Here is a 22,934-nt window from a genome sequence, read left to right on the forward strand (position 1 = left end):
GCGGGTCCATGGACAAAGATCGGCGCTGTTTGGACGCAGCACAGGCACGCAGCACAGGCACGCAGCGCCGGCACTCGGCGCCCGAGGAAGGGGCGGAAGCGGATGTATCACACCTGGATGCGCTATTTCACCCCCGGCCCGGTCCATCACCGCCTCGGTCTTGTCTGTCTCGGCGTGGGGCTCCAGCACGGCGTCCTGCCCACCGTCGGGCCCCGCACCCTCGACCACCACGTCGCCGTCGTGATCAGCGCGGGCAGCGGCTGGTTCCGCGGCACCGACGGGCGGCGCACCGCCGTCACCGCGCCCGCACTGATCTGGCTCACCCCGGGCGTGCCGCACCACTACGGCCCCGATCCGGACCGCGGCTGGGACGAGAGCTTCGTCGACTTCGCCGGGCCTGCCACCGCCACGTACACCGAACTCGGCTACATAGAGCCCGAGCGTCCCGTCGTTCCCCTGTCCGACGCCGCCGGGGCCCGCGCCGCGGTGGGCCGCATCGCCCGCGCCGCACGCCGGGGCAACCCGCTCCTGGAGGTCGAGACGGCCGCCGCCGTCCATGAACTCCTGGTCGCCCTGCGCCGTGGCCGCGCCGACACCAACGCCGACGGCGACCCGGTGCTCAGCGCCCTCGCGCGGGACGCCTTCCAGCCGCTCACCGTCGCCGAACACGCGGCCCGCCACGGTATGACCCCCGCCGAGCTGCGCACCGCGGTCCGCCGCGGCGCGGGCTGCAGCCCCAAGGACTACCTCCTCGCCATCCGCCTCGGCCGCGCCAAGGAACTCCTCGCGGCCACCGAACTCCCGGTCGCCGCCGTGGCCCGCCGCGTCGGCTACGAGGACCCGGCCTACTTCTCGCGGCTCTTCACCCGTCGCGTCGGCACCGCGCCCATCCGCTTCCGCGAGCAGCAGGGCCGTACGGTCCCCGGCGGCTGGAGCAACCAGATCCCGGATCCCGAACACCCCCCGACGATCGCCACCGGTCCGACGTAAGCTCGCTGACCATGACCACGAGGGACATCGACGAGAACGTGCGCGCCGAGCTGAACCGACTGCGCGAGAGCATCGACAACATCGACGCGGCAGTCGTCCACATGCTCGCCGAACGCTTCAAGTGCACCCAGCAGGTCGGCCACCTCAAGGCGCAGCACCACCTGCCACCGGCCGACCCGGAGCGGGAGTCCCGCCAGATCGAGCGGCTGAGGCAGCTCGCGGAGAGCGCGAAACTGGACCCGGCGTTCGCCGAGAAGCTGCTGAACTTCATCATCGCCGAGGTGATCCGTCACCACGAGACGATCGCCCGCTCCTGACCGCACCGCTCCTGCGTACTTCGTACGGGCGAAAGCGCCGCACGCTGCTGGAAGGCGCCGCACGCTGCTCGTAGCGTGGGTGCCATGGCCACAAGAGTGCCGGTCCGCCGGCTTCAGCAGCACGCGAGCGAGCTCATCGAGAGGGTCGCGGCCGGTGAGCGTGTGGAGATCACGCGCAACGGCAGGCTCGTTGCGGTGCTCGCCCCACCGGACCCTGAACAGCGCGTGATGGAGGACCTCGTCCGCACGGGCACCGTCGACCCGGAGAACGCCGAATCCGCGCGCGGGCTCGGCGACTGGCAGCCCCTGGCCGCCCGTCCCGGTCCGCCGGCCAGGCTCTCCGAGGTCCTGCTGGCGCTGCGAGCGGAAGAAGACCGTTGATCTACCTCGATTCCTGCGCGCTGCTGAAGCTGCTCCTCCCCGAGCCCGAGACGGACGCACTGCGCACCTTGCTGGCCGCACGAGCTGCGGAAGGCCATGTCACCGCCGCACTCACCCAGACCGAGGTGGCCCGCGCACTCGTACGCGCAGGGGCGGACCCCGAAGTGGGCGACGCCGCCGAGGAGATGCTCGACCGCGTACTGCGCATCCGTCTCACCGACCCGATCCTGCGCGCAGCCGGCCGGATCCCGCAGCGTCATCTGCGCAGCCTCCATGCGATCCACCTCGCGTGTGCCGAACACCTCGAACAGGCGCTGACCGCCTTCGTCACCTACGACAAGCGGCTGGCCGCGGCGGCCACCGAGCGGGACCTGCCGGTCACGGCCCCCGGCGCGTAGAAGTGCGTGCGCTGACAGCGCAATCAATACCCCGTGTGCGGGACAGGTCCCATCAGGCAGCATTGCCCCCATGTCCGTACTGACGCGCGACGAAGCGCAGATCCGAGCCAAGCTCCTCGACGTCCACAGGTACACGATCGACCTCGATCTCACCTCCGGGGAGCAGACCTTCGACTCACGTACCGTCATACACTTCACGGCTCGCGCGGACGGGAACACCTTCGTCGAGCTCAAGCCGGACGTGCTGCGCTCCGTCACCCTCGACGGACAGCCCCTCGACCCCGAGTCGCTCGTCGAGAACCGGCTCGCGCTCCGCGGGCTGAGTGCCGGAGAGCACGAGCTGCGCATCGAGGCGGACATGCGCTACTCCCGTACCGGCGAGGGCATGCACCGCTTCACCGACCCCACCGACGGCGAGACATACGTCTACACCCAGCTGTTCATGGAGGACGTCCAGCGCGTCTTCGCCGCCTTCGACCAGCCCGATCTCAAGGCCGTGTTCGAGCTGTCGGTCACCGCGCCCGAGGGCTGGACCGTCCTCGGCAACGGTGTTGCCACGCACGACGGCGACGGCAGGTGGACCTGCGCGCCGACCCCGCCGCTCGCCACCTACTTCGTCGCCGTCGCCGCAGGACCCTGGCACTCCGTGCACACCGAGCACGCCGGACTGCCCTTCGGCATTCACTGCCGCCGCTCGCTCGCCCCCTACCTGGACGCCGACGCCGACGAGATCCTCGAGATCACGCGCCAGTGCTACGACCGGTACCACGAGAAGTTCGAAGAGCCGTACCCCTTCGACTCGTACGATCAGGCCTTCGTGCCCGAGTTCAACGCCGGGGCCATGGAGAACCCCGGCCTGGTCACCTTCCGCGACGAGTTCGTCTACCGCTCCGCCGTCACCGACACCGAGCGGCAGACCCGCGCCATGGTCATCGCCCACGAGATGGCCCACATGTGGTTCGGCGACCTCGTCACGCTCAAGTGGTGGGACGACATCTGGCTCAACGAGTCCTTCGCCGAGTACATGGGGTACCAGACCCTCACCGAGGCCACCCGCTTCACCGACACCTGGGTCGACTTCGGCATCGGCCGCAAGTCCTGGGGTTACGACGCCGACCAGCGGCCCTCCACCCACCCCGTCGCGCCCGATCCTGAAGCCGTCCCCGACACCGCGTCCGCGATGCTCAACTTCGACGGCATCTCGTACGCCAAGGGCGCGTCCGCGCTGCGGCAGCTCGTCGTCTGGCTCGGCGAGAAGGACTTCCTCGCCGGCATCAACACCCATTTCGCCCGGCACAAGTTCGGCAACGCGACCCTCGCCGACTTCATCGACTCCCTGGCGCAGGCCACGGACCGCGATGTGCACGCATGGGCCGAGTCCTGGCTGCGTACGACCGGTGTGGACACCCTCACCCCGACGGTCGCCGAGTCCGGCGGCAGCTGGTCGCTCCGGATCGCCCAGGACGGCAGCCGCCCGCACCGCATCGCGGTGGGCGCGTACGACATCGACCCGGTGGACCCCGGGCGGCTCGTGCTGCGCACCCGCCTCGACCTGGACATCCCGCAGAACGGGAACGACGGTGCCCAGCCGGGCCGCCGTCCCGCCCTCGTCGTCCTCAACGACGGCGACGCCAGCTACGCCAAGGTCCGCCTCGACGCCACCTCCTGGGACACGGTCGTACGCTCCCTCTCCGGCATCCCGGACCCGCTGACGCGCGCGGTCGTGTGGAACGCCGCCCGCGACATGGTCCGCGACGGTGAACTCGCCCCCGCCGCCTATCTGGAGGCCGCCCGCGCCCACCTCCCGCGCGAGTCGGACCTCGCCGTCGTCCAGGGCGTCCTCGTCTTCGCCGCCGTCCAACTCGCCGACCGCTACCTCACCGCCGACGAGCGGCCCGCCGCCCTCGGCGTGCTGAGGGGCATCTGCCGCGATCTGCTGCGTCGCACCGAGGACGGAAACAACCCCGGCCTGCGCCTCACCGCCGTACGCCACTTCATCGACGCCGCCGCACAGCCCGAGACGCTCCAGGAGTGGTTCGGCGACGGCAGCGTGCCCGGCGGCCCGGAGCTCGACCCCGAGCTGCGCTGGCGCATCCTCTACCGCCTCGCCGTCCTCGGCGCGACCGACGACACGGCGATCGCCGCGGAACTGGACCGTGACCCCAGCGCCACCGGCCAGGAGGGCGCCGCCCGTTGCCGTGCGGCGCTGCCGACCGCGGAGGCGAAGGCGGCCGCCTGGCAGCGGATGTTCACCACCGACTCCCTGTCCAACTACCTGTTCACCGCCACTGCCCAGGGCTTCTGGCAGCCCGAGCAGGCCGATCTGGTACGGGAGTACGTCCCCCGCTACTACCCGGACTCGGTGGCGGTCGCCACCCGCCGCGGCCCGGCCATCGCCGAGGCCGCGGGCCGGTACGCCTTTCCGCTGCACGCGGTGGACGCGGAGACGCTGAGCCTGGGCGAGGGGTGTCTGCGCGACGCCGAGATGATCCCGGCGCTGCGCCGCAAGCTGGTGGACCAGCTCGACGACCTCCGCCGCGCGCTGAGGGTGCGCGCGGGGTAACCGTTCCGGGGGCTCCGCCCCCGGGCCCCCGCGCCTCAATCGCCGGCGAGGCTTGATGTGCCCGGGCATATCAAGCCCGTCCGGGGTCCCCCCGAATGAAGTCTGGGGGAGATTGAGGACAAGCGGCCGGAGGTCGCTTTCGGGGGTCTGGGGGCTTGCCCCCAGCCAATACCACCTTCGGGTTCCGATCGTTGAGGTAGGCGACACCCCGCGCTCACCCGAAGGACCCGCATGAGTACGCCGCCCGGCCCGCCCCTCGCCGGAGGGACCACAGGCCCCGACGCCCTGGGGCCGCTGCTTGCCGTCGTGCTCGACGCACTCCGCGAAGGCGCGGCGGCCCGCGGCGGGCCGTTCCCGAAGGGCGGCCCCCGCGCCGTCGCCGCGCGCGTGCGCGCGGCCGCCCAACCCGTGCTCCCCGGCCTCGGCACCGGTGCCGAAGCCGCCCTGCGCACCCTCGTCCACACCGTCGCGCACGGCGCCGCCGACCCTGCCGACCCGCTGTGCGCCGCGCACCTGCACACCCCGCCCCTCGCGCTCGCCGTCGCCGCCGACCTCGCCGCCTCCGCGCTCAATCCGTCGCTGGACTCCTGGGACCAGGCCCCGGCCGCGTCCGAGCTGGAGGCCGCGGTCTGCCGTGCGCTCGCCGCCGAGGTCTATCCGCACGGGCCCGACCCCGACGCCCTGGTCACCACCGGCGGCACCGAGTCCAACCAGCTCGGCCTGCTGCTCGCCCGCGAACGTCACGGCGCGGTCCAGGTGATCTGCGGGGCCGCCGCCCACCACTCCGTACACCGCGCGGCCTGGCTGCTCGGCCTGCCCGAGCCGGTGACCGTACCCACACCCTCCGGCGTTCTCGACCTCGCCGCGCTGCACGAGGCCCTCACGGAGGCGTCCGGCCCGCTCCTCGTCGCCGCCACCGCCGGCACCACCGACACGGGGCGAATCGATCCGCTCCCCGAGATCGCGGACCTCTGCGACCGTCACCGAGCCGAGCTCCATGTGGATGCCGCCTACGGCGGACCGCTCGTGTTCAGCGAGGAACACCGTGGCAGGCTCGCGGGCCTGGAGCGCGCCCACTCCGTCACCCTCGATCTGCACAAACTGGGCTGGCAACCGGTCGCGGCGGGCATGCTCGCCGTACCGGACCGGGCCCGCCTCGCCCCCCTCGCCGTCAGCGCCGACTACCTCAACGCCGACGACGACACCGAGGCCGGCCTGCCGGACCTGCTGGGCCGCTCCTTGCGGACGACCCGCCGCGCCGACATCCTCAAGGTCGCCGTCACCCTCCGGGCCCTGGGCCGCACCGGTCTCGCCGCGCTGATCGACCGCAGCTGCGCCGCCGCCCACCAGTTCGCCGGCCTGATCGAGAAGCACCCCCGCCTGGAGCTGTACGCGCGGCCCACCCTGCCCACCGTCCTGTTCCGCCCCGCCGCGGCCACCGACGAGCAGACCGCCGCCGTCCGCCGCACCCTCCTCGCCGAGGGCCGCGCCGTCCTCGGCCGGGCCCGCGCCGACGGCCGGCTCTGGCTCAAGGCCACCCTGCTCAACCCGCACGCCACCCTGGGCGACCTCGAAGCCCTGATCGAACTCGTGGAAGGCAGCACCCCCCGATGACCGGAACGCCTGCAACCGAACCCACCCCCTACGCCCCGGGGGCGTGGGGGGACTCCCAGCCCCATGACCTCGTGGGCGTCGGCATCGGGCCGGTCAACCTCTCCCTCGCCGCGCTCGCGCACGGCGTCCCGGGCGGACTCGCCACCGCCTTCTACGAGCAGCGGCCCGCCTTCGCCTGGCATCCCGGCCTGCTGATCGAGGGCGCGACGATCCAGGTCCCCTTCCTCGCGGACCTGGTGACCCTCGCCGACCCGGCCAGCCCCTGGACCTTCCTCAACTATCTGCGCTCCCAGGAGCGGCTCTTCCCCTTCTACTTCGCCGAGAAGTTCCACATCCACCGTGCCGAGTACGACGCCTACTGCCGCTGGGTCAGCGACAAGCTGCCCGGTCTGTACTTCGGCCACCAGGTCGACGCCGTCCGCTGGAACCCCGAACGCGCCCTGTTCGAGGTCGACTTCACCCAGCTCGACGCCGAGGGCGAGGTCGAGGCCCTGGGCCGCGCATACACCCGGAACATCGCGCTCGGCGTCGGCACCGAGCCGTACGTCCCGGAGCCGCTCAAACCGCTCGCCGACGCCGTCACCGTCCCGGTCATCCACTCCGCGGACTATCTCCACCACCGGGAACGGCTGCTGGCGGCCGAGCGCATCACGATCATCGGCTCCGGGCAGTCGGGCGCGGAGGTCTTCCTCGACCTGCTGCGGGCCCGCCCCGCGGGCAGCGAGAAGCTTCACTGGCTGGGCCGTTCGGAGGCGTTCGCGCCGATGGAGTACTCCAAGCTCGGCCTGGAGCACTTCACCCCCGACTACATGCGCTACTTCCACGCGCTGCCCGAACAGACGCGCAACGGTCTCGTCCCGCGCCAGTGGCAGCTCCACAAGGGCATCGACGCCAGCACCATCGCGGCGATCCACGACGAGCTCTACCGCCGTACGCTGCACGGCGGCTGGCCCGACGCCGTCCTCACCCCCGGCGTCACCGTACGCACCGCGGGCCGGGTCGGCACCACCAAGATCGAGCTCCATCTGGAGCACACCCAGCAGGGCAGCCGCTCCCGGCTCACCACCGACGCCGTGGTGCTGGCCACCGGTTACCGCGAGCGCCCGGTGGACCGGATGCTCGTCGGCCTCGACCGGTACATGCGCTGGGACTCGGCCGGGCGGCCGCTCATCGACGACCAGTTCCGGCTGTGTCTGGACGCATCGGTGCGCGGCTCGGTGTACGTACAGAACGCGGAGCACCATACGCACGGTGTGGGCGTGCCCGACCTCGGGCTCGCGGCATGGCGCAGCGCCGGCATCCTCAACTCCCTGACCGGCAAGGAGCCCTATCCGCTGCCGCGCCGCACCGCCTTCACCCGCTTCGGCCTGGACCGCGAACAGGCCCGCCCGGCACCGGTGCCGACGGGCCTGCTGCCGCTGGTGGAACAGTCCTGATCAGAAGAGGGGCGTACCGTCCCGGGTCAGCTTCCAGCCCACCGTCGCGAACTGCGCCGGGTCGACCGTGCCCTTCGCCTTCACCCAGTTGATGATCGTGTTCCGGATCTCCTCCGAATTGGCCCACAGCTGCTGGGCCCTGGCGACATGCGGGAAGTTCCCGCCACCGGCGGCCCGGTAGTTGTTGACGGCCAGCACGAACTGCGCCGCCGGGTCGATCGGCTTGCCGTCGAAGGACAGCTTCGCGATCCGCGCACCGGCCGGCTTGGCGATGTCGATCTCGTACGTCAGACCCGAGATCGCGTCGTAGTTGTAGTCCGGGGTGTTGTCGGCGTTGGTCAGCTTGGCGGTGTCGACGGGGCCGCCGGCCGGCGTCTGCACGTAATACCGCGCCGAGAACTCCAGATAGTCCTTGATCTGCGCGCCGGTCAGCAGCCGCGCCTCCAGGGTGTTCTCGAAGACATAGAGACCGGCCGCGTCCCTGATGGTCACCTGCCCCGCCGGGATCGCCGCGGTGCGCGAGAAACAGGAGGCCTGCGAGAGAACCGGCAGCGCCGCGTACTGGCCGCCGGCCAGCGCCGCCTGCACTGTCTGAGCCTGGACGTGATTGATCAGATCAATGATCGGCTCGTCCTTCCACGGCGCATCGGCCGTGGTCATCGCGGCGGCGGAGGTGCCGATGACCTGGTTGACGTAGGCCACGACCTTCGTGTGCTCGTCGCCGAGCAGCTTGGTGATCTTCGGGTCCTCGTCGGCCGTGTTGGAGTTGAGGACCTGCGCGCCGACCGTCTCCACCGTCCAGCGGCCCTTCTGCCAGACCAGTTCGAAGTCGAACAGCGTCAGCCGCTGGCCCCACTTGAGCGGCTCGGAGAGCACGACCTTCTGGCCGGTCTCCTTGTTGGCCACGAAGTACTCGGCGATCTCGGTGTGCGCGTGGCCGACGAGTATCGCGTCGATGCCGGGCACCTGCTCGGCGACCAGAGCGGCGGCGTTCTCGATGTACGGGAGCTGGTCGCCGTACGAGGACGTGCCGCTGGAACCCGAGTGGGCAGAGACGATCACGACGTCCGCGCCCAGGGAGCGCAGCTTCGGCACCCACTTCGCGGCCTGCTCCTCCAGACCGGGGAAGACCATCTTGCCCTGGACGTTGGCCTTGTCCCAGATCGCGATGCCGGGGTTGGTCAGGCCCAGGACCGCGACCTTGACGTCACGGCCGTGCGGGGTGCACAGCCGGTGGATGCTGTACGGCGGGAAGGCCGGGCGAAGCGTCCTGGCGTCCAGCGCGTTCGCGCCGAGCAGCGGGAAGCGGCACTGCTGCTGGAACTTGCGCAGCACCGGGATGCCGTAGTTGAACTCGTGGTTGCCGAGCGCCGCCGCGTCGTATCCGATGGCGTTCATGGCCTGGGCCATGGGGTGCACCGGGCCGCGCTCGGCCGTGATCGGGTCGACCTTGGCGTAGTAGTACGAGAGCTGGGTGCCCTGGATGGTGTCACCGGCGTCGATGAGCAGCGTGTTGCGCCGGCCCTTCTGCGCCCGGATCTTCTCCACCAGCGTGGAGATCTTCGCCAGGCCCACGTCGTTGTGCGCCTTGTCGTCGAACTCCTTGTCCGTGAAGTAGTCCCAGTTGAAGACATTGCCGTGCAGATCGGTGGTGCCCATGACGGTGAAGGAGTACCGCTTCGGCGGACGTCCCCGGCCGTGGTCCTGCTCGGTGGCCGCTGCGGCTTCGGCCGGCAGCGCGGTGGCGCCGGCGATGGCCACGCCGGCCCCGGCGGCGGCAGACCGCTCCAGGAACGTCCTACGGTTCAGCGGCATTTCGTCTCCCTCGTTTCGGTGCTGCGCGCTGTGCACAACGCGCGTAGATTCTGTCTCAGGAGTACCAATCAACAACAGCCCTCGCGGGTTTCCATCTGATGTCTGCCGGTTGTTCCGCGGGGGATGCGAAGGTGTCCATTACGTCCGCCGGTACGACCACGCAGTACAGAGGGAGCCTCCCGTGACCACCGACGCACCCGCCACCGCCGCGCCCTACGGCACCCCCGAGACGCCGCGGGTCGCCGTGCGCGGCGAGGCACGCCTGGAGTTCGACCCGGAGATCGCCAGGATCGGTGTCACGGTCAGCGCGCGCGGCACGGACCGGCGCAGCGCGCTGGAGGACCTCACCCGGCGCAACTCAGGCGTCCTGGACCTGATCAAGTCGTACGGCGAATCGGTGGAGAAGCTGGAGACCGGCGCCTTCTCCATCACCCCCGAGCTCACCCGGCACGGCCGCGGCGAACGCGTCCGCGCCTACTACGGCCGCGTCCACATCACCGCCGAGCTCGGCGACTTCACCGCGCTCGGCGAGCTCACCACCCGACTCGCGGACCTCGAACTCACCCGGGTGGACGGCCCCTGGTGGGCGCTGCGCCCGGACTCGCCGGCCCACGGCGAGGCGCGCCGCCAAGCGGTGAAGGAAGCGGTCCAGCGGGCCCGCGAATACGCCGAGGCCCTCGGCGCGCGACTGGCCGCACTGGTGGAGCTCGCCGACCTCGGCGCCGAGAACGCCGTTGCATATGGAATGCCGCCCGCCCCCGGCGGCATGCGGATGGCCGCCTACGGATCCGACGAGTCCGCCGAAATGGCCCCGGCCCTTGACCTGGAGCCGCAGCGACAGACCGTGTACGCGCAGGTCAACGCCCGCTTTACGATGACGCCGCCGAAGCTCTAGTCAGAGCGCACCGAACGGCCGGAAATGCTCATCGGAGCACCCCCGCGCGCAATTCAACACTTGTCAATAACCCTTCACGCAAAGGTTGTTGAGTAGTCATGCAGGACCAATTCTCTACTGGCCGGTAAGGCCTAGGCTCGAAGCATGCGCCGAGCAAAGATCGTCTGTACTCTGGGGCCCGCCACCGACACATACGACCAGATCAAGGCATTGGTCGAGGCCGGAATGGACGTCGCCCGCTTCAACCTCAGCCACGGCACCTACGCCGAGCACGAGGAGCGCTACCAGCGCGTACGCAAAGCCTCCGACGAAACGGGCCGCAGCGTCGGTATCCTCGCCGACCTTCAAGGCCCGAAGATTCGGATGGGACGCTTCCGCGAAGGACCCGTACTCCTTGAACGCGGCGATGAATTCACCATCACCGTCGAGGAGATCGAGGGCGACCGCGAGATCTGCGGCACCACCTATCCGGGTCTGGCCGACGATGTCACTCCCGGTGAGCGCATCCTCGTCGACGACGGCAAGGTCGCCCTCGAAGTGACCGCGGTCGAGGGCACCCGGGTCCGCACCGTCGTCGTCGAAGGCGGCATGGTCTCCGACCACAAGGGCCTCAACCTCCCCGGTGTCGCCGTCTCGGTGCCCGCCCTCTCCGAGAAGGACATCGAAGACCTCCGCTGGGCGCTGCGCATCGGCGCGGACATCATCGCGCTCTCCTTCGTACGCAGCGGACGCGACATCGAGGACGTCCACCGGATCATGGCCGAGGAGAACCGCCGCCTCCCGGTCATCGCCAAGATCGAGAAGCCGCAGGCCGTCGAGAACATCGACGACATCGTGGCCGCCTTCGACGGGATCATGGTCGCCCGCGGTGACCTCGGCGTCGAGATGCCCCTCGAGCAGGTGCCGATCGTCCAGAAGCGCGCGATCAAGCTCGCCAAGCGCAACGCCAAGCCGGTGATCGTCGCGACCCAGATGCTCGACTCGATGATCGACAACTCCCGCCCCACGCGCGCCGAGGCATCCGATGTCGCCAACGCCGTGATCGACGGCACCGACGCCGTGATGCTCTCGGGCGAGACAAGCGTCGGAAAGTACCCCATCGAGACGGTGCGGACGATGGGCCGCATCGTCGAGGCGGCCGAGGAGGACGTGCTCGCCAAGGGCCTGCCGCCGCTGACCGAACGGAACAAGCCCCGTACGCAGGGCGGCGCCGTGGCCCGTGCGGCGGCGGAGATGGGTGACTTCCTGGGCGCGAAGTTCCTGGTCGCCTTCACCCAGTCCGGCGACACCGTCAGGCGCCTGTCCCGCTACCGCTCACCGATCCCGCTGCTGGCCTTCACCCCGGACCCGGCCACCCGCTCCCAGCTGAACCTCACCTGGGGAGTGGAGACCTTCCTCGGCCCGAGCGTCGAATCCACGGACGCGATGGTCGCCCAGGTCGACGAGGAGCTGCTGAAGATCGGCCGCTGCGAGAAGGGCGACACCGTGGTGATCACGGCCGGCTCGCCGCCCGGAGTGCCCGGCTCCACGAACCTGGTGCGGGTGCATCACATCGGCGAGGACGACAGCCCCAAGTAAACGCCGCGAGGCCCCTCTTCGGAGGGGCCTCAGTCGTGACCTTGGAAAACGAGGGAAAGTACCCCGGGTGGGATTCGAACCCACGCTGGATGGTGTTTGAGACCATTGCCTCTACCGCTGGGCTACCGGGGCGCCCTTGGAAACAAAGGATGGCGAAGACCCTTCGTGTCCCAACCATACAGGAGCTGGGTAGGCTCATGGGGAGCACCCTGCCTTGGAATGAGGAGTCCCGTGACCGCCCCCGAGTCGCCCCAGCCCACCGCCGATGACGACAAGTCGCACGTCCCTCCGCTGACGACCCGCGTGGTGATCGCCGAGGACGAGGCCCTCATCAGGCTCGACCTCAAAGAGATGCTGGAGGAAGAGGGGTACGCGGTCGTCGGCGAGGCCGGAGACGGCCAGCGGGCCGTCGAGCTCGCCCGGGAGCACCGGCCGGACCTCGTCATTCTCGATGTGAAGATGCCCGTCCTGGACGGGATCTCCGCGGCCGAGAAGATCACCGAGGAGTCCATCGCCCCCGTTCTGATGCTGACCGCGTTCTCGCAGCGCGATCTCGTCGAGCGGGCCCGGGACGCGGGAGCCATGGCGTATCTGGTGAAGCCGTTCAGCAAGAGCGATGTGGTGCCCGCCATCGAGATGGCCGTCTCCCGCTTCACCGAGCTCAAGGCGCTGGAGCAGGAGGTCGCGGACCTCTCCCAGCGGCTGGAGACGCGCAAGCTGGTGGACCGCGCGAAGAGCATTCTGCAGACGCAGTACGGGCTCACCGAGCCGAACGCCTTCCGCTGGATCCAGAAGACGTCGATGGACCGGCGGCTGTCGATGCAGCAGGTGGCCGAGGCGGTCATCGAGGACGCCGAGGAGAAGAAGGCCGCGAAGGGCGAATAGCGCATTCAGCAGTACACAGCGCATTCAGCAGTACATACGGAGAGGCCCGCACCCCGAGCTCGGGGTGCGGGCCTCTCCGTATGCGTACGGCTCAGTCCTCGCCGAGGTATGCCTTGCGGACCGAGTCGTCGTGGAGCAGGTCCTGGCCCGTGCCCGAGAGCACGATGTTGCCGATCTCCATGACATGGCCCTGGTCGGCGAGCGAGAGCGCGGCCTGGGCATTCTGCTCGACGAGCAGAATGGTGGTGCCCTGGGCCTTGAGCTCGACGATCGTCGCCATGATCTTCTGCATCATGATCGGGGAGAGACCCATGGAGGGCTCGTCGAGCATGAGCAGCTTGGGCTGGGACATGAGCGCGCGACCCATGGCGAGCATCTGCTGCTCGCCGCCGGAGAGCGTGCCCGCGGCCTGCTTGCGCCGCTCACCCAGGATGGGGAAGAGGTCGTAGGCGCGCTGGATGTCCTTCTCGATTCCGGCCTTGTCGCTGCGGAGGAAGGCGCCCAGCCGCAGGTTGTCCTCGATCGTCATGCGCGGGAAGATGTGCCGCCCCTCGGGGGAGTGGGCGAGACCGAGCGAGACGATCTGGTGGGCCGGTACCTTCTTGAGCGACTTGCCGTTGAACTTGACCTGGCCGCCGACGGGCTTGAGAAGGCCCGAGAGGGTGCGCAGCGTGGTGGTCTTGCCGGCGCCGTTGGTGCCAATCAGGGTGACGACCTCGCCGGCCTGGACGCTGAACGAGATGCCCTTGACGGCCTCGATCTTGCCGTAGGCGACGCGCAGGTCCTCGACTTCGAGAAGTGCGGTCATCAGTCGTTCTCCTTGCTGGCGGACTCGGCGGGTCCGGTGGACTCCGCTGCGCCGGTTTCTGCCGCTACCACTTCCGCGACTTCTTCGTCGCCGGGGGCGCCTTCGAAGGGTTCGCCGAGGTAGGCGGCGATGACTCGCTCGTCTCCCTGGACGGTTTCGCTGTCGCCCTCGATGAGCTTCTCGCCCTGGACGAGCACCGCGACGCGGTCGCACAGGTTGAAGATGAAGCGCATGTCGTGCTCGATGACGAGGACGGCGATGCCCATGTCCCGGATGGCGAAGACGAGTTCCTCGGTGGCCCGGGTCTCCTGCGGGTTCATGCCGGCCGTCGGCTCGTCCAGGAGGAGCAGACCCGGGTCGCTCGCCAGGGCGCGCGCGATCTCGAGCTTGCGCTGCTCGCCGTAGGGGAGGTTGCGGGCGAGGTGCTCGGCCTTGCCGGCGAGGCCGATGAACTCGAGGAGTTCCATGGCCCGTGCCCGGGACTTGGCCTCGGCCTTGTGGAAGCCGGGGCCGCGCAGGAGGGCGGACCAGAGGCCTTCCTTGGTACGGGTGTGGCGGCCGACGAGCACATTTTCCAGGACGGTCATGTTGCCGAAGAGGCGGATGTTCTGGAAGGTGCGCGCGACGCCCGCCGCCGTGACCTTGAAGGACTTGGCGGGGAGGACGGTGCCCTTGTAGCGGACCTCGCCCTCGGTGGGGATGTAGAGACCGGTGAGGCAGTTGAAGAAGGTGGTCTTCCCCGCGCCGTTGGGGCCGATGAGGCCGACGATCTCGCCGCTGTTGACGGTGAGGTCGACCGAGCGTACGGCGGTGAGGCCGCCGAACCGCATGGTGACGCCGCGGGCGTCGAGGACCGTCTCGCCGGGCGCCGTGGCCGGGGCGGTGTCCTTCGTGGTGGTGTCGGTGGTCATGGATCAGGCCCCTGTCTTGCTGAGGACTGCGGGCGCTTCCGCGGATTCGTGGAACTCGAGCTGGCGGCGCCGGTTGGGGATGAGTCCCTCGGGCCTGAAGCGCATCAGGAGTACGAGCGCAAGGCCGAAGGCGAGGAGCTGGTAGTCGCCGAGGAACTGCAGCTTGGCCGGGATCAGGTAGAGCAGCGCGGCGCCGACGAGGGGTCCGCTGATGGTGCCCATGCCGCCGAGGACGACCGCAGCCAGCAGGAAGGCCGAGTTCGGCGGGACGACGTGGGCGAACTGGTACTGCTCCGGCGTCACGGTGTAGGTGACGTGTGCCTGGACCGTGCCGGCGAGGCCGGCGAGAGTCGCACCGAGGGCGAACGCGATGAGCTTGACCCGGAAGCCGTTGATGCCCATGGCGAGCGCCGCGGTCTCGTCCTCGCGGATCGCGATCCAGGCGCGGCCGATGCGGGAGTCACCGCTGCGGCGGAAGACCACCACGACGATCAGGGTGATCAGCAGCATCAGGAAGAAGTAGTTCGCGAACCGGCCGATGGTGACGCCGAAGATGCTGTGCTCGAGTCCGAAGTCGAAGCCGAACATCTCCAGGTTCGGGATCGACGAGATGCCGTTGGACCCGTTGGTGATGTCGGGGCCCGAGGTGCCGTCGAGGTTGTTGACGGTGATCCGGAAGATCTCACCGAAGCCGAGCGTGACGATCGCGAGGTAGTCGCCGCGCAGTCGCAGGGTCGGGGCGCCGATGAGGACGCCGAAGACCATGGACGCGGTGGCGCCGACGAGGACCGCTCCCCAGAAGGGGAAGTGGACGTCGAACGGCGAGGACGGCGATCCGGAGACCATGGCCGCGGCGTACGCGCCGACGCCGAGGAAGGCGACGTAACCGAGGTCGAGGAGTCCGGCGAGGCCGACGACGATGTTCAGACCGAGGGCGACGGTGGCGAAGATCAGGATGTAGACGCCGATGGTCGCGTACTGGTCGTCGGACTGGGTGAAGGGGAACGCGGCGGCGGCGGCGAACGCGCCGGCCATCGTCACGTTGCGGTGCTTCGCGGTGATCGCGGACACCCGTCCGACCAGCCCGGCCTTGAAGAGCGCGCCGAACCCGAAACCGGCGGTGATGAGGAAGCCGACGAAGAGCTCGTCGTACTCGGTGCCGATGCCGTACGTGAAGACGACCAGGCCGAAGCTGAGCGCCGCGACGATGATCAGGATCTCGACGTAGGAGGGCAGCTTGCGGGCGGGTGCCGCGGTGCCGCTGGCGTAGGCAGCCTTGGCGATGATTATGCGGTTGCGCCGGTTGTGCTTGTACCGTCCCCACCAGTTCTCATCGGGGTCCGCCGGGTCGACCTTCGGCCGCTCGAAGGGCAGCGACCGGGCGCCAATGAGGGCGACGAGGCTGACAATGCCGGCGAAGAAGCCGCCGGGCTCCAGGTTGGCGAGGCCGCCGAGCTCCTTGCTGATCGCGATCAGCGTGAACCAGGTGGTTGCGTAGGCGGCGTAGGCGGAGAGCCTGATCGCCGGGTCGGCACCCGCGGGGGTGAGCCACTTCAGGCCCTTGACCCCGTACGAGGAGAGTCCGAACAGGGTGGTCAGGGCGCCCGCGATGAGGACGAGCCACTGGAGTCCGCCGGGGTAGCCGTAGACGGTGAGGTCGCCGGGGAAGGCGGCCGTCCAGGTCCAGGCGAGGAACGCCGAGATGACGGTGAGGGCACCGCCGCCGGTGGCAACCGCTCGCGCGATGGTCGGCGGGAGGGCGATGAGGCCCGACTGTGCGCTGTCGGCCGGGGTCCGCGGGGTTTCCGCGGTGGTGGTCTGTGTCGTCATCGGTGTCACGCCCTGTCCGCGACGCGCTCGCCGAGGAGGCCCTGTGGCCTGACGAGGAGCACGACGATGAGAAGTACGAAGGCCCAGACGTCGGCCCAGGACTGGCCGCCGAGCTGCTGCATGCCGGGGATGTCGTTGATGTAGGCCGTGGCCATGGTTTCGGCGATGCCCAGGGCGAGACCGCCCAGCATGGCGCCGTAGATGTTGCCGATTCCGCCGAGGACGGCTGCGGTGAACGCCTTGAGGCCGAGGATGAAGCCCATGCGGAAGTTCACTTCGCCGTACTTGAGGCCGTACGCGACGGCTCCGACGGCCGCGAAGGCGGCGCCGAGGGCGAACGCGACCACGATGATGCGGTCGGTGTTGATGCCCATGAGCTTGGCCGTGTCCGGATCCTGGGCGGTGGCCTGCATACCGCGTCCGGTGCGGGTCTTCATGACGAAGAACGCGAGGATCGCCATACAGATGGGAGCGGCGATCAGCAGGAAGATGTCACCGGTCTGGATGGTGATGCTGCCGAGGTGGAAGGGGCCACCTGGGATTTCGGGGAAGGTGCGGGAGGACTTCGCCTCGGGGTACCAGGCCCACACCGCCTGCTGGAGAGCCAGCGAGAGGCCGATGGCGGTGATGAGTGGTGCGAGGCGGGGTGCGGTGCGCAGCGGTCGGTAGGCGAACCGTTCCGCCCCGACCGCGATGGTGGTGGCGACGATGATCGCGCCGATGAGCATGAGTGGCAGGGCAAGCCACATGGTGGTGCCGGTGGGAAGGATGAGCCAGACCGTGAGGGCCCCGAACCCTCCGGTCATGAAGATCTCGCCATGGGCGAAGTTGATGAGCTGGACAATGCCATAAACCATCGTGTAGCCGATGGCGACGAGCCCGTACATGGATCCCAGTAGCAGGCCGTTGACCAGCTGTTGCGGCAGTTCGTGCACCGCAGGTCCTCCGAGTCTTTCGACGGATGTGACACCGCGCGGGGCGCTGGTTTTGCGGCGCCCCGCGCGGCTTGTGAGGTGTTACGGAGTGAGGATCAGCCGGCGAACGTGCCGGACTTGACGGCCTTCCAGGCAGTGCCCTCGTACTTGTAGACCGTGAGCTGCTTGTTGGTGGCGTCGCCGAACTCGTCGAAGGCGACCTTGCCGGTCACTCCGTCGAAGGAAACACCCTGCAGGGCCTCGATGACCTTGGCGCGGGCGTCGGAGGGAAGCTTGCCGTCGTTGCCCTCGACGACCTTCTTCACGGCCTCGATGATCGACCAGGCAGAGTCGTACGAGTAGCCGCCGTAGGCCTCGTAGGCCTCCTTGTAGCCGCCGGCCTTGTAGTTGGCCACGAAGTCCTTGGCCGAGGGGAGCGTCTCGACCGGCGCACCGACGGAGGTGGCGAGGTCGCCCACGCCCTCCTTGCCGGAGAGCTTGATGAAGTCGGCGCTGTAGATGCCGTCGCCGCCGACGAGCGGGATCGCGGCACCGGACTTCTTGATCTGCTTGCTGAGCGGGCCCGCGACCGGGTACTCGCCGCCGTAGTAGACGACGTCGGCCTTGGAGCTCTTGATCTGGGTGACGACGGCCGCGAAGTCCTTGGTGTCAGGGTTCACGTGCTCGGTGCCGGCGACCTTGCCGCCGAGCTTCTCGAACTCCGCCTTGAAGGTGGCGGCGAGACCGGCGCCGTACGTCTTCTTGTCATCGATGATGAAGACGTTCTTCTTCTTGGCGTCGTTGAAGAGGTACTGCGCGGCGAACGGGCCCTGGATGGCGTCCGTGGTCGCGGTGCGGAAGTACGACTTGTACGGGCGGGCCTTCTCGCCGCTGTTCCACTTCGGTCCCTGGGTCAGGGCCGGGTTGGTGTTGGCGGGCGAGACCTGAGCCAGCTTCGCGTCGTCGAAGACCTTCTGCATGGACTCGGCGACCGAGGAGTTCAGGGGGCCGACGACACCGAGGACGTCCTTGTTGGCGACGAACTTGGTGGCGTTCTGCTGTCCGGAGGACGGCTGGGCCTGGTCGTCGAAGGCCTCGACCTTGAAGGTGATGCCGTTGACGTACTTCTTTGCGTTGGCCTGCTTGGCCGCGAGGTCGACGGAGTTCTTGATGCCGAGACCCAGAGCGGAGAGCTCACCGGTCAGCGGGGCATCGATGCCGATGACGACCGTGGTACCGCCGCCCTCGGCACCACTTTTGCTGTCGTCGCGAGAGCCACAGGCAGTGAGCGCAAGGGCTCCCGCGGTGAGCGCAGCCGTCATGGCTACGAGCGAACGTTGACGCACGATCAGTCCTTTCACCTGGCACGGCCGCCCCCCATGGGACGTACCGAGTCGAGCGCTGGAACCGAACTGAAGGAAATCCGGCGGCGCGGTGACTGGGCGTGACTCTAAGCGCGGTATTGGGGGAGGTGGAGTGGTCTGGGCAAGGATGTGACGCTCTTGTTATGCCGCGGCGTACTGCATAGCGGATTTTCGCGGGTGGAACGGGGGAATTCCGGTCGGTTCGTCTTGTCCGCATGCTGAGAACGTGCAGGACCGTCCGGCGGTTTGAGTCCTGTCATTTGATCTTCGGGGCACTCAGTGCCAACCGCTCTGGCCAGGTCTCGGGCATACCGATCGCCCAGAATGTAACTCTGCTCTTGCATTGCGCGTGCATTACGCAGTGTTACGTCGAGGAAAGGGAGACCGGCATTCCGTGCCACCTTTTGGCAGTCGGACACGTGAACCACGACGAGTACTTTGCGTGGCATTTCCGTACGCACGGTGAACGGCGCGGCGGGCGTGGTGGAAACCCGCAGGCCGGCCGAGGTCTGGGTGATCCGCTCGATCGTGACCGGTGGTCCGGAGGTGGTGGTGACCGTGACGGTGAAATCGAACGAGTGGTGTCCGGCGACCGGCCGGACGGGCGCCTCGTAGACCACGGTGACCGCCTGCGCAGGCCAAGGCGTCGGGGGCGGCGGAGGCGGCGTCGGCCGGGTCACGTAGAGGTACGACACGCCTGCGCCGAGGACGGCCGCCGAGGTGGCGGCGATGACCGCGGGGCGATGACGCGCGGCGAAGCCGGCGAGTCGGCCCTGCCGGGGCCGTGCCGCGCGGGGAGCGGGGGCGTCGTCCGGCGCGTACGTGCCCTCGCCCGGCTCGACCGGGCCGACTCCGCTCATTGCCAGGGGCCTCCGGTCGGAGTCCCGCTGCGGTAGCGCTCGGCGCACCGGACTGTGGCCTGACTGTCGATCAACTTCCCTGCGGCGTCCGGTCCCAGGCGCTGTTGTTCGGCGCGGGCGGCGGCCACCACGTCCAGCAGGATCTGGTTCTGTCCGCCGGACAGACCCATGGCCTGGTAGTCGAGGTTGGCCTGCTTCCCGCCGTCGAGGACGACCCGCGCCCAGTGGGAGATCAGCCGTTCGCACAGTTCTTTTGGTGGGGTGGCGTGCGGAGCCGGTGCGGCGGTTTCGGCGGGACCGCCCCCGCAGCCGGTGAGGACGGCCAGCAGCGCGACGGCGGGCATCGCAAAGTGCCTTGCTCGGCGTGGCGGTCGGGACCCCATGCCGCGACGCTAGCGGGGGGTGACGGGAGAGGGCAATGGTGCGCTTGGTGCCGCCGGACGTGTGGTCCGGCGGTACCCACCGCGGGAGGGCGGCGCGGGCACGCCGGACCGCAGGGCCGGTCAGCCCGTCGTGCCGCCCGGGTTCGCATCCCGCAGCAGACAGGTCAGCCGGGCCGTGCAGACCCGCTTGTCCTGCTCGTCGGTGATCACGATCTCGTACGTCGCCGTGGAGCGGCCGCGATGAACCGGGGTCGCCACCCCGGTGACCAGGCCCGAGCGGACGCCACGGTGGTGCGTGCAGTTGAGGTCCACACCGACGGCGATCTTGGTGCTACCGCCGTGCAGCATCGAGCCGACCGAGCCGAGCGTCTCGGCGAGCACGGCGGACGCGCCGCCGTGAAGCAGTCCGTACGGCTGGGTGTTGCCCGCGACCGGCATCGTGCCGACGACGCGTTCCGCCGAGGCCTCGGTGATCTCCACGCCCATGCGGTCGCCCAGTGTCCCGGCGGAGAAGAGCGCGGGCAGATCGACCCCGAGCGCGGCGTATTCGTCGATGACCTCTTGCGGGAACTTCACGGTTCTCTGCTCGCCCATGGGGCCCGGCTCCGATCTCAGTACGTTGCGTGCTGTGTGCACCGTCTTATCAGATGCCTGAGCGAACGCTTAGGTGGGTGTCCCCATTCCCCGAGGCCCCTCACTGCCCGTGCTCGAACCGCACCACCACGGACTTGCTCGCCGGGGTGTTGCTGACGTCGGCCGTGGAGTCCAGCGGCACCAGCACATTTGTCTCCGGGTAGTACGCGGCCGCGCAGCCACGCGCGGTGGGGTAGTGCACCACTCGGAAGCCGGGCGCCCGCCGCTCCACGCCGTCCTTCCACTCGCTGACCAGATCGGTGTACGAGCCGTCCGCAAGGCCCAGCTCCCGGGCGTCCTCGGGGTTCACCAGGACGACCCGGCGGCCGCCCTTGATGCCGCGGTAGCGGTCGTCGAGGCCGTAGATCGTGGTGTTGTACTGGTCGTGCGAGCGCAGCGTCTGCAGCAGCAGCCGGCCCGCCGGGAGCTCGGGGAACTCCACCGGCGCGGCAGTGAAGTTGGCCTTCCCGGTGGCGGTGGGGAAGCGGCGCTCGTCGCGCGGGCCATGCGGGAGCGTGAAGCCGCCGGGGCGGGCGATCCTCGCGTTGAAGTCCTCGAAACCGGGCACCACGCGCGCGATGCGGTCGCGGATCGTCCCGTAGTCCTTCTCGAAGTCCTCCCACGGCGTCGTCGACGCGGGACCGAGCACCGCACGCGCCATCCGGGTCACGATGGCCGGCTCGGAGAGCAAATGAGGGCTCGCCGGGGGCAGATTGCCGCGCGAGGCGTGCACCATGCTCATCGAGTCCTCGACCGTCACCACCTGCCTGCCGCCCGCCTGGATGTCCTTGTCCGTCCGGCCGAGGGTGGGCAGGATCAGCGCCCGCGCGCCGGTGACCGCGTGCGAGCGGTTCAGCTTGGTCGACACATGGACGGTGAGCCGGGCCCGGCGCATCGCCGCCTCGGTGACCTCGGTGTCGGGCGTCGCGCCCACGAAGTTGCCGCCCATCGCGAAGAAGACCTTCGCCTCGCCGTCCCGCAGCGCCTGGATGGAACGTACGACGTCGAAGCCGTGGTGGCGCGGCGGCGCGAAGCCGAACTCCTTCTCCAGGGCGTCCAGGAAGGCCGGGGCGGGCCGCTCGAAGATGCCCATGGTGCGGTCGCCCTGGACATTGGAGTGCCCGCGCACCGGGCAGACGCCGGCGCCGGGGCGCCCTATGTTGCCGCGCAGCAGAAGGAGGTTGACCACCTCGCGGATGGTCGGCACCGAGTGCTTGTGCTGGGTCAGGCCCATCGCCCAGCAGACGATGGTGCGCTCGGACGCGAGGACCATGGCGAGCGCCTGCTCGATCTCGGCCCGCTGAAGGCCGGTCGCGGCCAGCGTCTCGTCCCAGTCGGCGGCGCGGGCCGCGGCCACGAACTCCTCGTAGCCATGGGTGTGTTCCCGTACGAAATCCTCGTCGACGGCCCCGTCCGTCTCGAGGATCAGTTTGTTCAGCAGCCGGAACAGGGCCTGGTCGCCGCCGATGCGGATCTGCAGGAAGAGATCGGTCAGCGCCGTCCCCTTGATCATGCCCTGCGGGGTCTGCGGATTCTTGAACCGCTCCAGGCCGGCCTCGGGCAGCGGATTCACGGAAATGATCTTCGCGCCCGCGTTCTTGGCCTTCTCCAGCGCGCTGAGCATCCGGGGGTGGTTGGTGCCGGGGTTCTGCCCGGCGACGATGATCAGGTCCGCCCGGTGGAGATCCTCCAGCGAGACGCTGCCCTTGCCGATGCCGATCGTCTCGGTGAGCGCCGAGCCGGAGGACTCGTGGCACATGTTGGAGCAGTCGGGGAGATTGTTGGTGCCGAATTCGCGGGCGAAGAGCTGGAGCAGGAAGGCGGCTTCGTTGCTGGTGCGGCCCGAGGTGTAGAAGAGCGCCTCGTCGGGGGAGGCCAGCGCCGTCAGCTCCTCGGCGATGATCGCGAAGGCCCGTTCCCAGGTCACCGCCTCGTACCGGTCCGCCCCTTCGGGGAGATACATCGGCTGTGTGATGCGTCCCTGCTGCCCCAGCCAGTACCCGCTGCGTGAGGCGAGATCGGCCAGGGAGTGCGCGGCGAAGAAGTCGGGTGTGACGCGGCGCAGCGTCGCCTCCTCGGCCACCGCCTTCGCGCCGTTCTCGCAGAACTCCGCCGTGTGCCGCTTGTCCTCCTCCGGCCAGGCACATCCCGGACAGTCGAAACCGTCCTTCTGGTTGACCTTGAGGAGGGTCTGCGCGGTACGGCGCACACCCATCTGCTGCTGGGCGATACGGAGTGTGTGCCCGATGGCGGGCAGACCGGCGGCCGCATGATGCGGGGCGGCGACCTGCGGTGCGTCCTGGACCGGGTCACCGGTGGGCGGCTTGGTGGCCATCGCGCTCTCCCTTGAGCCTGCGTG

20 protein-coding genes and 1 tRNA gene are annotated in these 22,934 nt (G+C 69.3%); 11 read left to right on the forward strand and 10 right to left on the reverse strand.

Annotation, left to right across the window (positions count from 1 at the left end; translation table 11 throughout):
* The first annotated feature begins 102 nt into the window (after nt 1-102).
* From ACI2LP_RS21085 to ACI2LP_RS21115, 7 genes are all read left to right on the forward strand, one after another.
* Nucleotides 103-990 carry a helix-turn-helix domain-containing protein gene (locus tag ACI2LP_RS21085; RefSeq protein WP_404726017.1) on the forward strand — a complete coding sequence of 296 codons (888 nt, stop codon included), beginning with the start codon at nt 103-105 and terminating at the stop codon, nt 988-990.
* Nucleotides 991-1,001: 11 nt separating this feature from the next.
* Nucleotides 1,002-1,307, forward strand: coding sequence for a chorismate mutase (locus ACI2LP_RS21090; protein ID WP_360873982.1), 306 nt, complete (start codon nt 1,002-1,004; stop codon nt 1,305-1,307).
* Nucleotides 1,308-1,391: 84 nt separating this feature from the next.
* A complete protein-coding gene (locus tag ACI2LP_RS21095; RefSeq protein ID WP_404726018.1) occupies nt 1,392-1,688 on the forward strand; it encodes a type II toxin-antitoxin system Phd/YefM family antitoxin in 297 nt (98 codons plus the stop codon).
* Nucleotides 1,685-2,086, forward strand: coding sequence for a type II toxin-antitoxin system VapC family toxin (locus ACI2LP_RS21100; protein WP_404726019.1), 402 nt, complete (start codon nt 1,685-1,687; stop codon nt 2,084-2,086). Before ACI2LP_RS21095 ends, ACI2LP_RS21100 begins: the two co-directional genes overlap by 4 nt.
* A 70-nt stretch (nt 2,087-2,156) precedes the next feature.
* On the forward strand, nt 2,157-4,649 hold the full coding sequence (gene pepN, locus ACI2LP_RS21105) for an aminopeptidase N (protein WP_404726020.1): 2,493 nt from the start codon (nt 2,157-2,159) through the stop codon (nt 4,647-4,649).
* A gap of 231 nt (nt 4,650-4,880) precedes the next feature.
* Entirely contained in the window at nt 4,881-6,263 is a 1,383-nt protein-coding gene (locus ACI2LP_RS21110) for a pyridoxal phosphate-dependent decarboxylase family protein (RefSeq protein ID WP_404726021.1), read from the forward strand.
* Nucleotides 6,260-7,699, forward strand: a complete 1,440-nt coding sequence (locus tag ACI2LP_RS21115) for a lysine N(6)-hydroxylase/L-ornithine N(5)-oxygenase family protein (RefSeq protein WP_404726022.1) — start codon at nt 6,260-6,262, stop codon at nt 7,697-7,699. The genes ACI2LP_RS21110 and ACI2LP_RS21115 overlap by 4 nt, the downstream gene beginning before the upstream one ends.
* Here ACI2LP_RS21115 and ACI2LP_RS21120 read toward each other — a convergent pair whose 3' ends face one another.
* On the reverse strand, nt 7,700-9,514 hold the full coding sequence (locus ACI2LP_RS21120) for a bifunctional metallophosphatase/5'-nucleotidase (protein ID WP_404726023.1): 1,815 nt from the start codon (nt 9,512-9,514) through the stop codon (nt 7,700-7,702).
* Nucleotides 9,515-9,695: 181 nt separating this feature from the next.
* Between ACI2LP_RS21120 and ACI2LP_RS21125 the strand changes: the two genes are divergently transcribed.
* Both ACI2LP_RS21125 and pyk read left to right on the forward strand, forming a co-directional pair.
* Nucleotides 9,696-10,409: an SIMPL domain-containing protein gene (locus tag ACI2LP_RS21125; RefSeq protein ID WP_360873967.1), complete on the forward strand. Its 714-nt coding sequence runs from the start codon at nt 9,696-9,698 to the stop codon at nt 10,407-10,409.
* A gap of 144 nt (nt 10,410-10,553) precedes the next feature.
* Complete coding sequence (gene pyk / locus ACI2LP_RS21130) at nt 10,554-11,987, forward strand: pyruvate kinase (protein ID WP_404726024.1); 1,434 nt, start codon at nt 10,554-10,556, stop codon at nt 11,985-11,987.
* Nucleotides 11,988-12,046: 59 nt separating this feature from the next.
* On the opposite strand, the gene ACI2LP_RS21135 is transcribed toward pyk, so the two are convergent.
* Nucleotides 12,047-12,119: transfer RNA gene (locus ACI2LP_RS21135), tRNA-Leu, on the reverse strand.
* 99 nt (nt 12,120-12,218) lie between these two features.
* Here ACI2LP_RS21135 and ACI2LP_RS21140 point away from each other — a divergent pair.
* A complete protein-coding gene (locus tag ACI2LP_RS21140) occupies nt 12,219-12,872 on the forward strand; it encodes an ANTAR domain-containing response regulator (protein ID WP_404726025.1) in 654 nt (217 codons plus the stop codon).
* Nucleotides 12,873-12,963: 91 nt separating this feature from the next.
* Here the strand turns inward: ACI2LP_RS21140 and ACI2LP_RS21145 are convergent, their stop codons facing one another.
* From ACI2LP_RS21145 to ACI2LP_RS21165, 5 genes are all read right to left on the reverse strand, one after another.
* The gene (locus ACI2LP_RS21145; protein ID WP_404726026.1) at nt 12,964-13,680 is read right to left on the reverse strand and encodes an ABC transporter ATP-binding protein; all 717 of its coding nucleotides are present in this window, start codon (nt 13,678-13,680) and stop codon (nt 12,964-12,966) included.
* Entirely contained in the window at nt 13,680-14,591 is a 912-nt protein-coding gene (locus ACI2LP_RS21150) for an ABC transporter ATP-binding protein (RefSeq protein ID WP_404726027.1), read from the reverse strand. The genes ACI2LP_RS21145 and ACI2LP_RS21150 overlap by 1 nt, the downstream gene beginning before the upstream one ends.
* Nucleotides 14,592-14,594: 3 nt before the next feature.
* A complete protein-coding gene (locus ACI2LP_RS21155; RefSeq protein ID WP_404726028.1) occupies nt 14,595-16,421 on the reverse strand; it encodes a branched-chain amino acid ABC transporter permease in 1,827 nt (608 codons plus the stop codon).
* Between the two features lie 5 nt (nt 16,422-16,426).
* Nucleotides 16,427-17,356 (reverse strand): branched-chain amino acid ABC transporter permease, encoded by a 930-nt coding sequence (locus tag ACI2LP_RS21160; protein ID WP_355832226.1) that lies wholly within the window; start codon nt 17,354-17,356, stop codon nt 16,427-16,429.
* 95 nt (nt 17,357-17,451) lie between these two features.
* Entirely contained in the window at nt 17,452-18,681 is a 1,230-nt protein-coding gene (locus tag ACI2LP_RS21165) for a branched-chain amino acid ABC transporter substrate-binding protein (RefSeq protein ID WP_404726029.1), read from the reverse strand.
* 456 nt (nt 18,682-19,137) lie between these two features.
* Here ACI2LP_RS21165 and ACI2LP_RS21170 point away from each other — a divergent pair, with 456 nt between their 5' ends.
* Nucleotides 19,138-19,314, forward strand: coding sequence for a hypothetical protein (locus ACI2LP_RS21170; RefSeq protein WP_404726030.1), 177 nt, complete (start codon nt 19,138-19,140; stop codon nt 19,312-19,314).
* A gap of 241 nt (nt 19,315-19,555) precedes the next feature.
* Here the strand turns inward: ACI2LP_RS21170 and ACI2LP_RS21175 are convergent, their stop codons facing one another.
* The 3 genes from ACI2LP_RS21175 to ACI2LP_RS21185 all read right to left on the reverse strand — a co-directional run bounded on the left by ACI2LP_RS21175 (nt 19,556) and on the right by ACI2LP_RS21185 (nt 22,910).
* Nucleotides 19,556-19,903 carry a hypothetical protein gene (locus ACI2LP_RS21175; protein ID WP_404726031.1) on the reverse strand — a complete coding sequence of 116 codons (348 nt, stop codon included), beginning with the start codon at nt 19,901-19,903 and terminating at the stop codon, nt 19,556-19,558.
* 159 nt (nt 19,904-20,062) lie between these two features.
* Nucleotides 20,063-20,536 carry a PaaI family thioesterase gene (locus ACI2LP_RS21180; protein WP_404726032.1) on the reverse strand — a complete coding sequence of 158 codons (474 nt, stop codon included), beginning with the start codon at nt 20,534-20,536 and terminating at the stop codon, nt 20,063-20,065.
* A gap of 100 nt (nt 20,537-20,636) precedes the next feature.
* Entirely contained in the window at nt 20,637-22,910 is a 2,274-nt protein-coding gene (locus tag ACI2LP_RS21185; protein WP_404726033.1) for an FdhF/YdeP family oxidoreductase, read from the reverse strand.
* Nucleotides 22,911-22,934 lie beyond the last annotated feature (24 nt).

Origin of the sequence: Streptomyces sp. NPDC019890 (assembly GCF_044903445.1) — a bacterium.
GTDB lineage: Bacteria > Actinomycetota > Actinomycetes > Streptomycetales > Streptomycetaceae > Streptomyces.

What these genes read in the sequence shown, in the direction of transcription:
- ACI2LP_RS21110 (WP_404726021.1), top strand. Translation starts at nt 4,881, where the DNA reads ATGAGTACGCCGCCCGGCCCGCCCCTCGCCGGAGGGACCACAGGCCCC.
- pyk (WP_404726024.1), top strand. Translation starts at nt 10,554, where the DNA reads ATGCGCCGAGCAAAGATCGTCTGTACTCTGGGGCCCGCCACCGACACA.
- ACI2LP_RS21155 (WP_404726028.1), bottom strand. Translation starts at nt 16,421, where the DNA reads ATGACGACACAGACCACCACCGCGGAAACCCCGCGGACCCCGGCCGAC.
- ACI2LP_RS21145 (WP_404726026.1), bottom strand. Translation starts at nt 13,680, where the DNA reads ATGACCGCACTTCTCGAAGTCGAGGACCTGCGCGTCGCCTACGGCAAG.
- pepN (WP_404726020.1), top strand. Translation starts at nt 2,157, where the DNA reads ATGTCCGTACTGACGCGCGACGAAGCGCAGATCCGAGCCAAGCTCCTC.
- ACI2LP_RS21090 (WP_360873982.1), top strand. Translation starts at nt 1,002, where the DNA reads ATGACCACGAGGGACATCGACGAGAACGTGCGCGCCGAGCTGAACCGA.
- ACI2LP_RS21180 (WP_404726032.1), bottom strand. Translation starts at nt 20,536, where the DNA reads ATGGGCGAGCAGAGAACCGTGAAGTTCCCGCAAGAGGTCATCGACGAA.
- ACI2LP_RS21120 (WP_404726023.1), bottom strand. Translation starts at nt 9,514, where the DNA reads ATGCCGCTGAACCGTAGGACGTTCCTGGAGCGGTCTGCCGCCGCCGGG.
- ACI2LP_RS21085 (WP_404726017.1), top strand. Translation starts at nt 103, where the DNA reads ATGTATCACACCTGGATGCGCTATTTCACCCCCGGCCCGGTCCATCAC.
- ACI2LP_RS21175 (WP_404726031.1), bottom strand. Translation starts at nt 19,903, where the DNA reads ATGCCCGCCGTCGCGCTGCTGGCCGTCCTCACCGGCTGCGGGGGCGGT.
- ACI2LP_RS21185 (WP_404726033.1), bottom strand. Translation starts at nt 22,910, where the DNA reads ATGGCCACCAAGCCGCCCACCGGTGACCCGGTCCAGGACGCACCGCAG.
- ACI2LP_RS21095 (WP_404726018.1), top strand. Translation starts at nt 1,392, where the DNA reads ATGGCCACAAGAGTGCCGGTCCGCCGGCTTCAGCAGCACGCGAGCGAG.
- ACI2LP_RS21115 (WP_404726022.1), top strand. Translation starts at nt 6,260, where the DNA reads ATGACCGGAACGCCTGCAACCGAACCCACCCCCTACGCCCCGGGGGCG.
- ACI2LP_RS21150 (WP_404726027.1), bottom strand. Translation starts at nt 14,591, where the DNA reads ATGACCACCGACACCACCACGAAGGACACCGCCCCGGCCACGGCGCCC.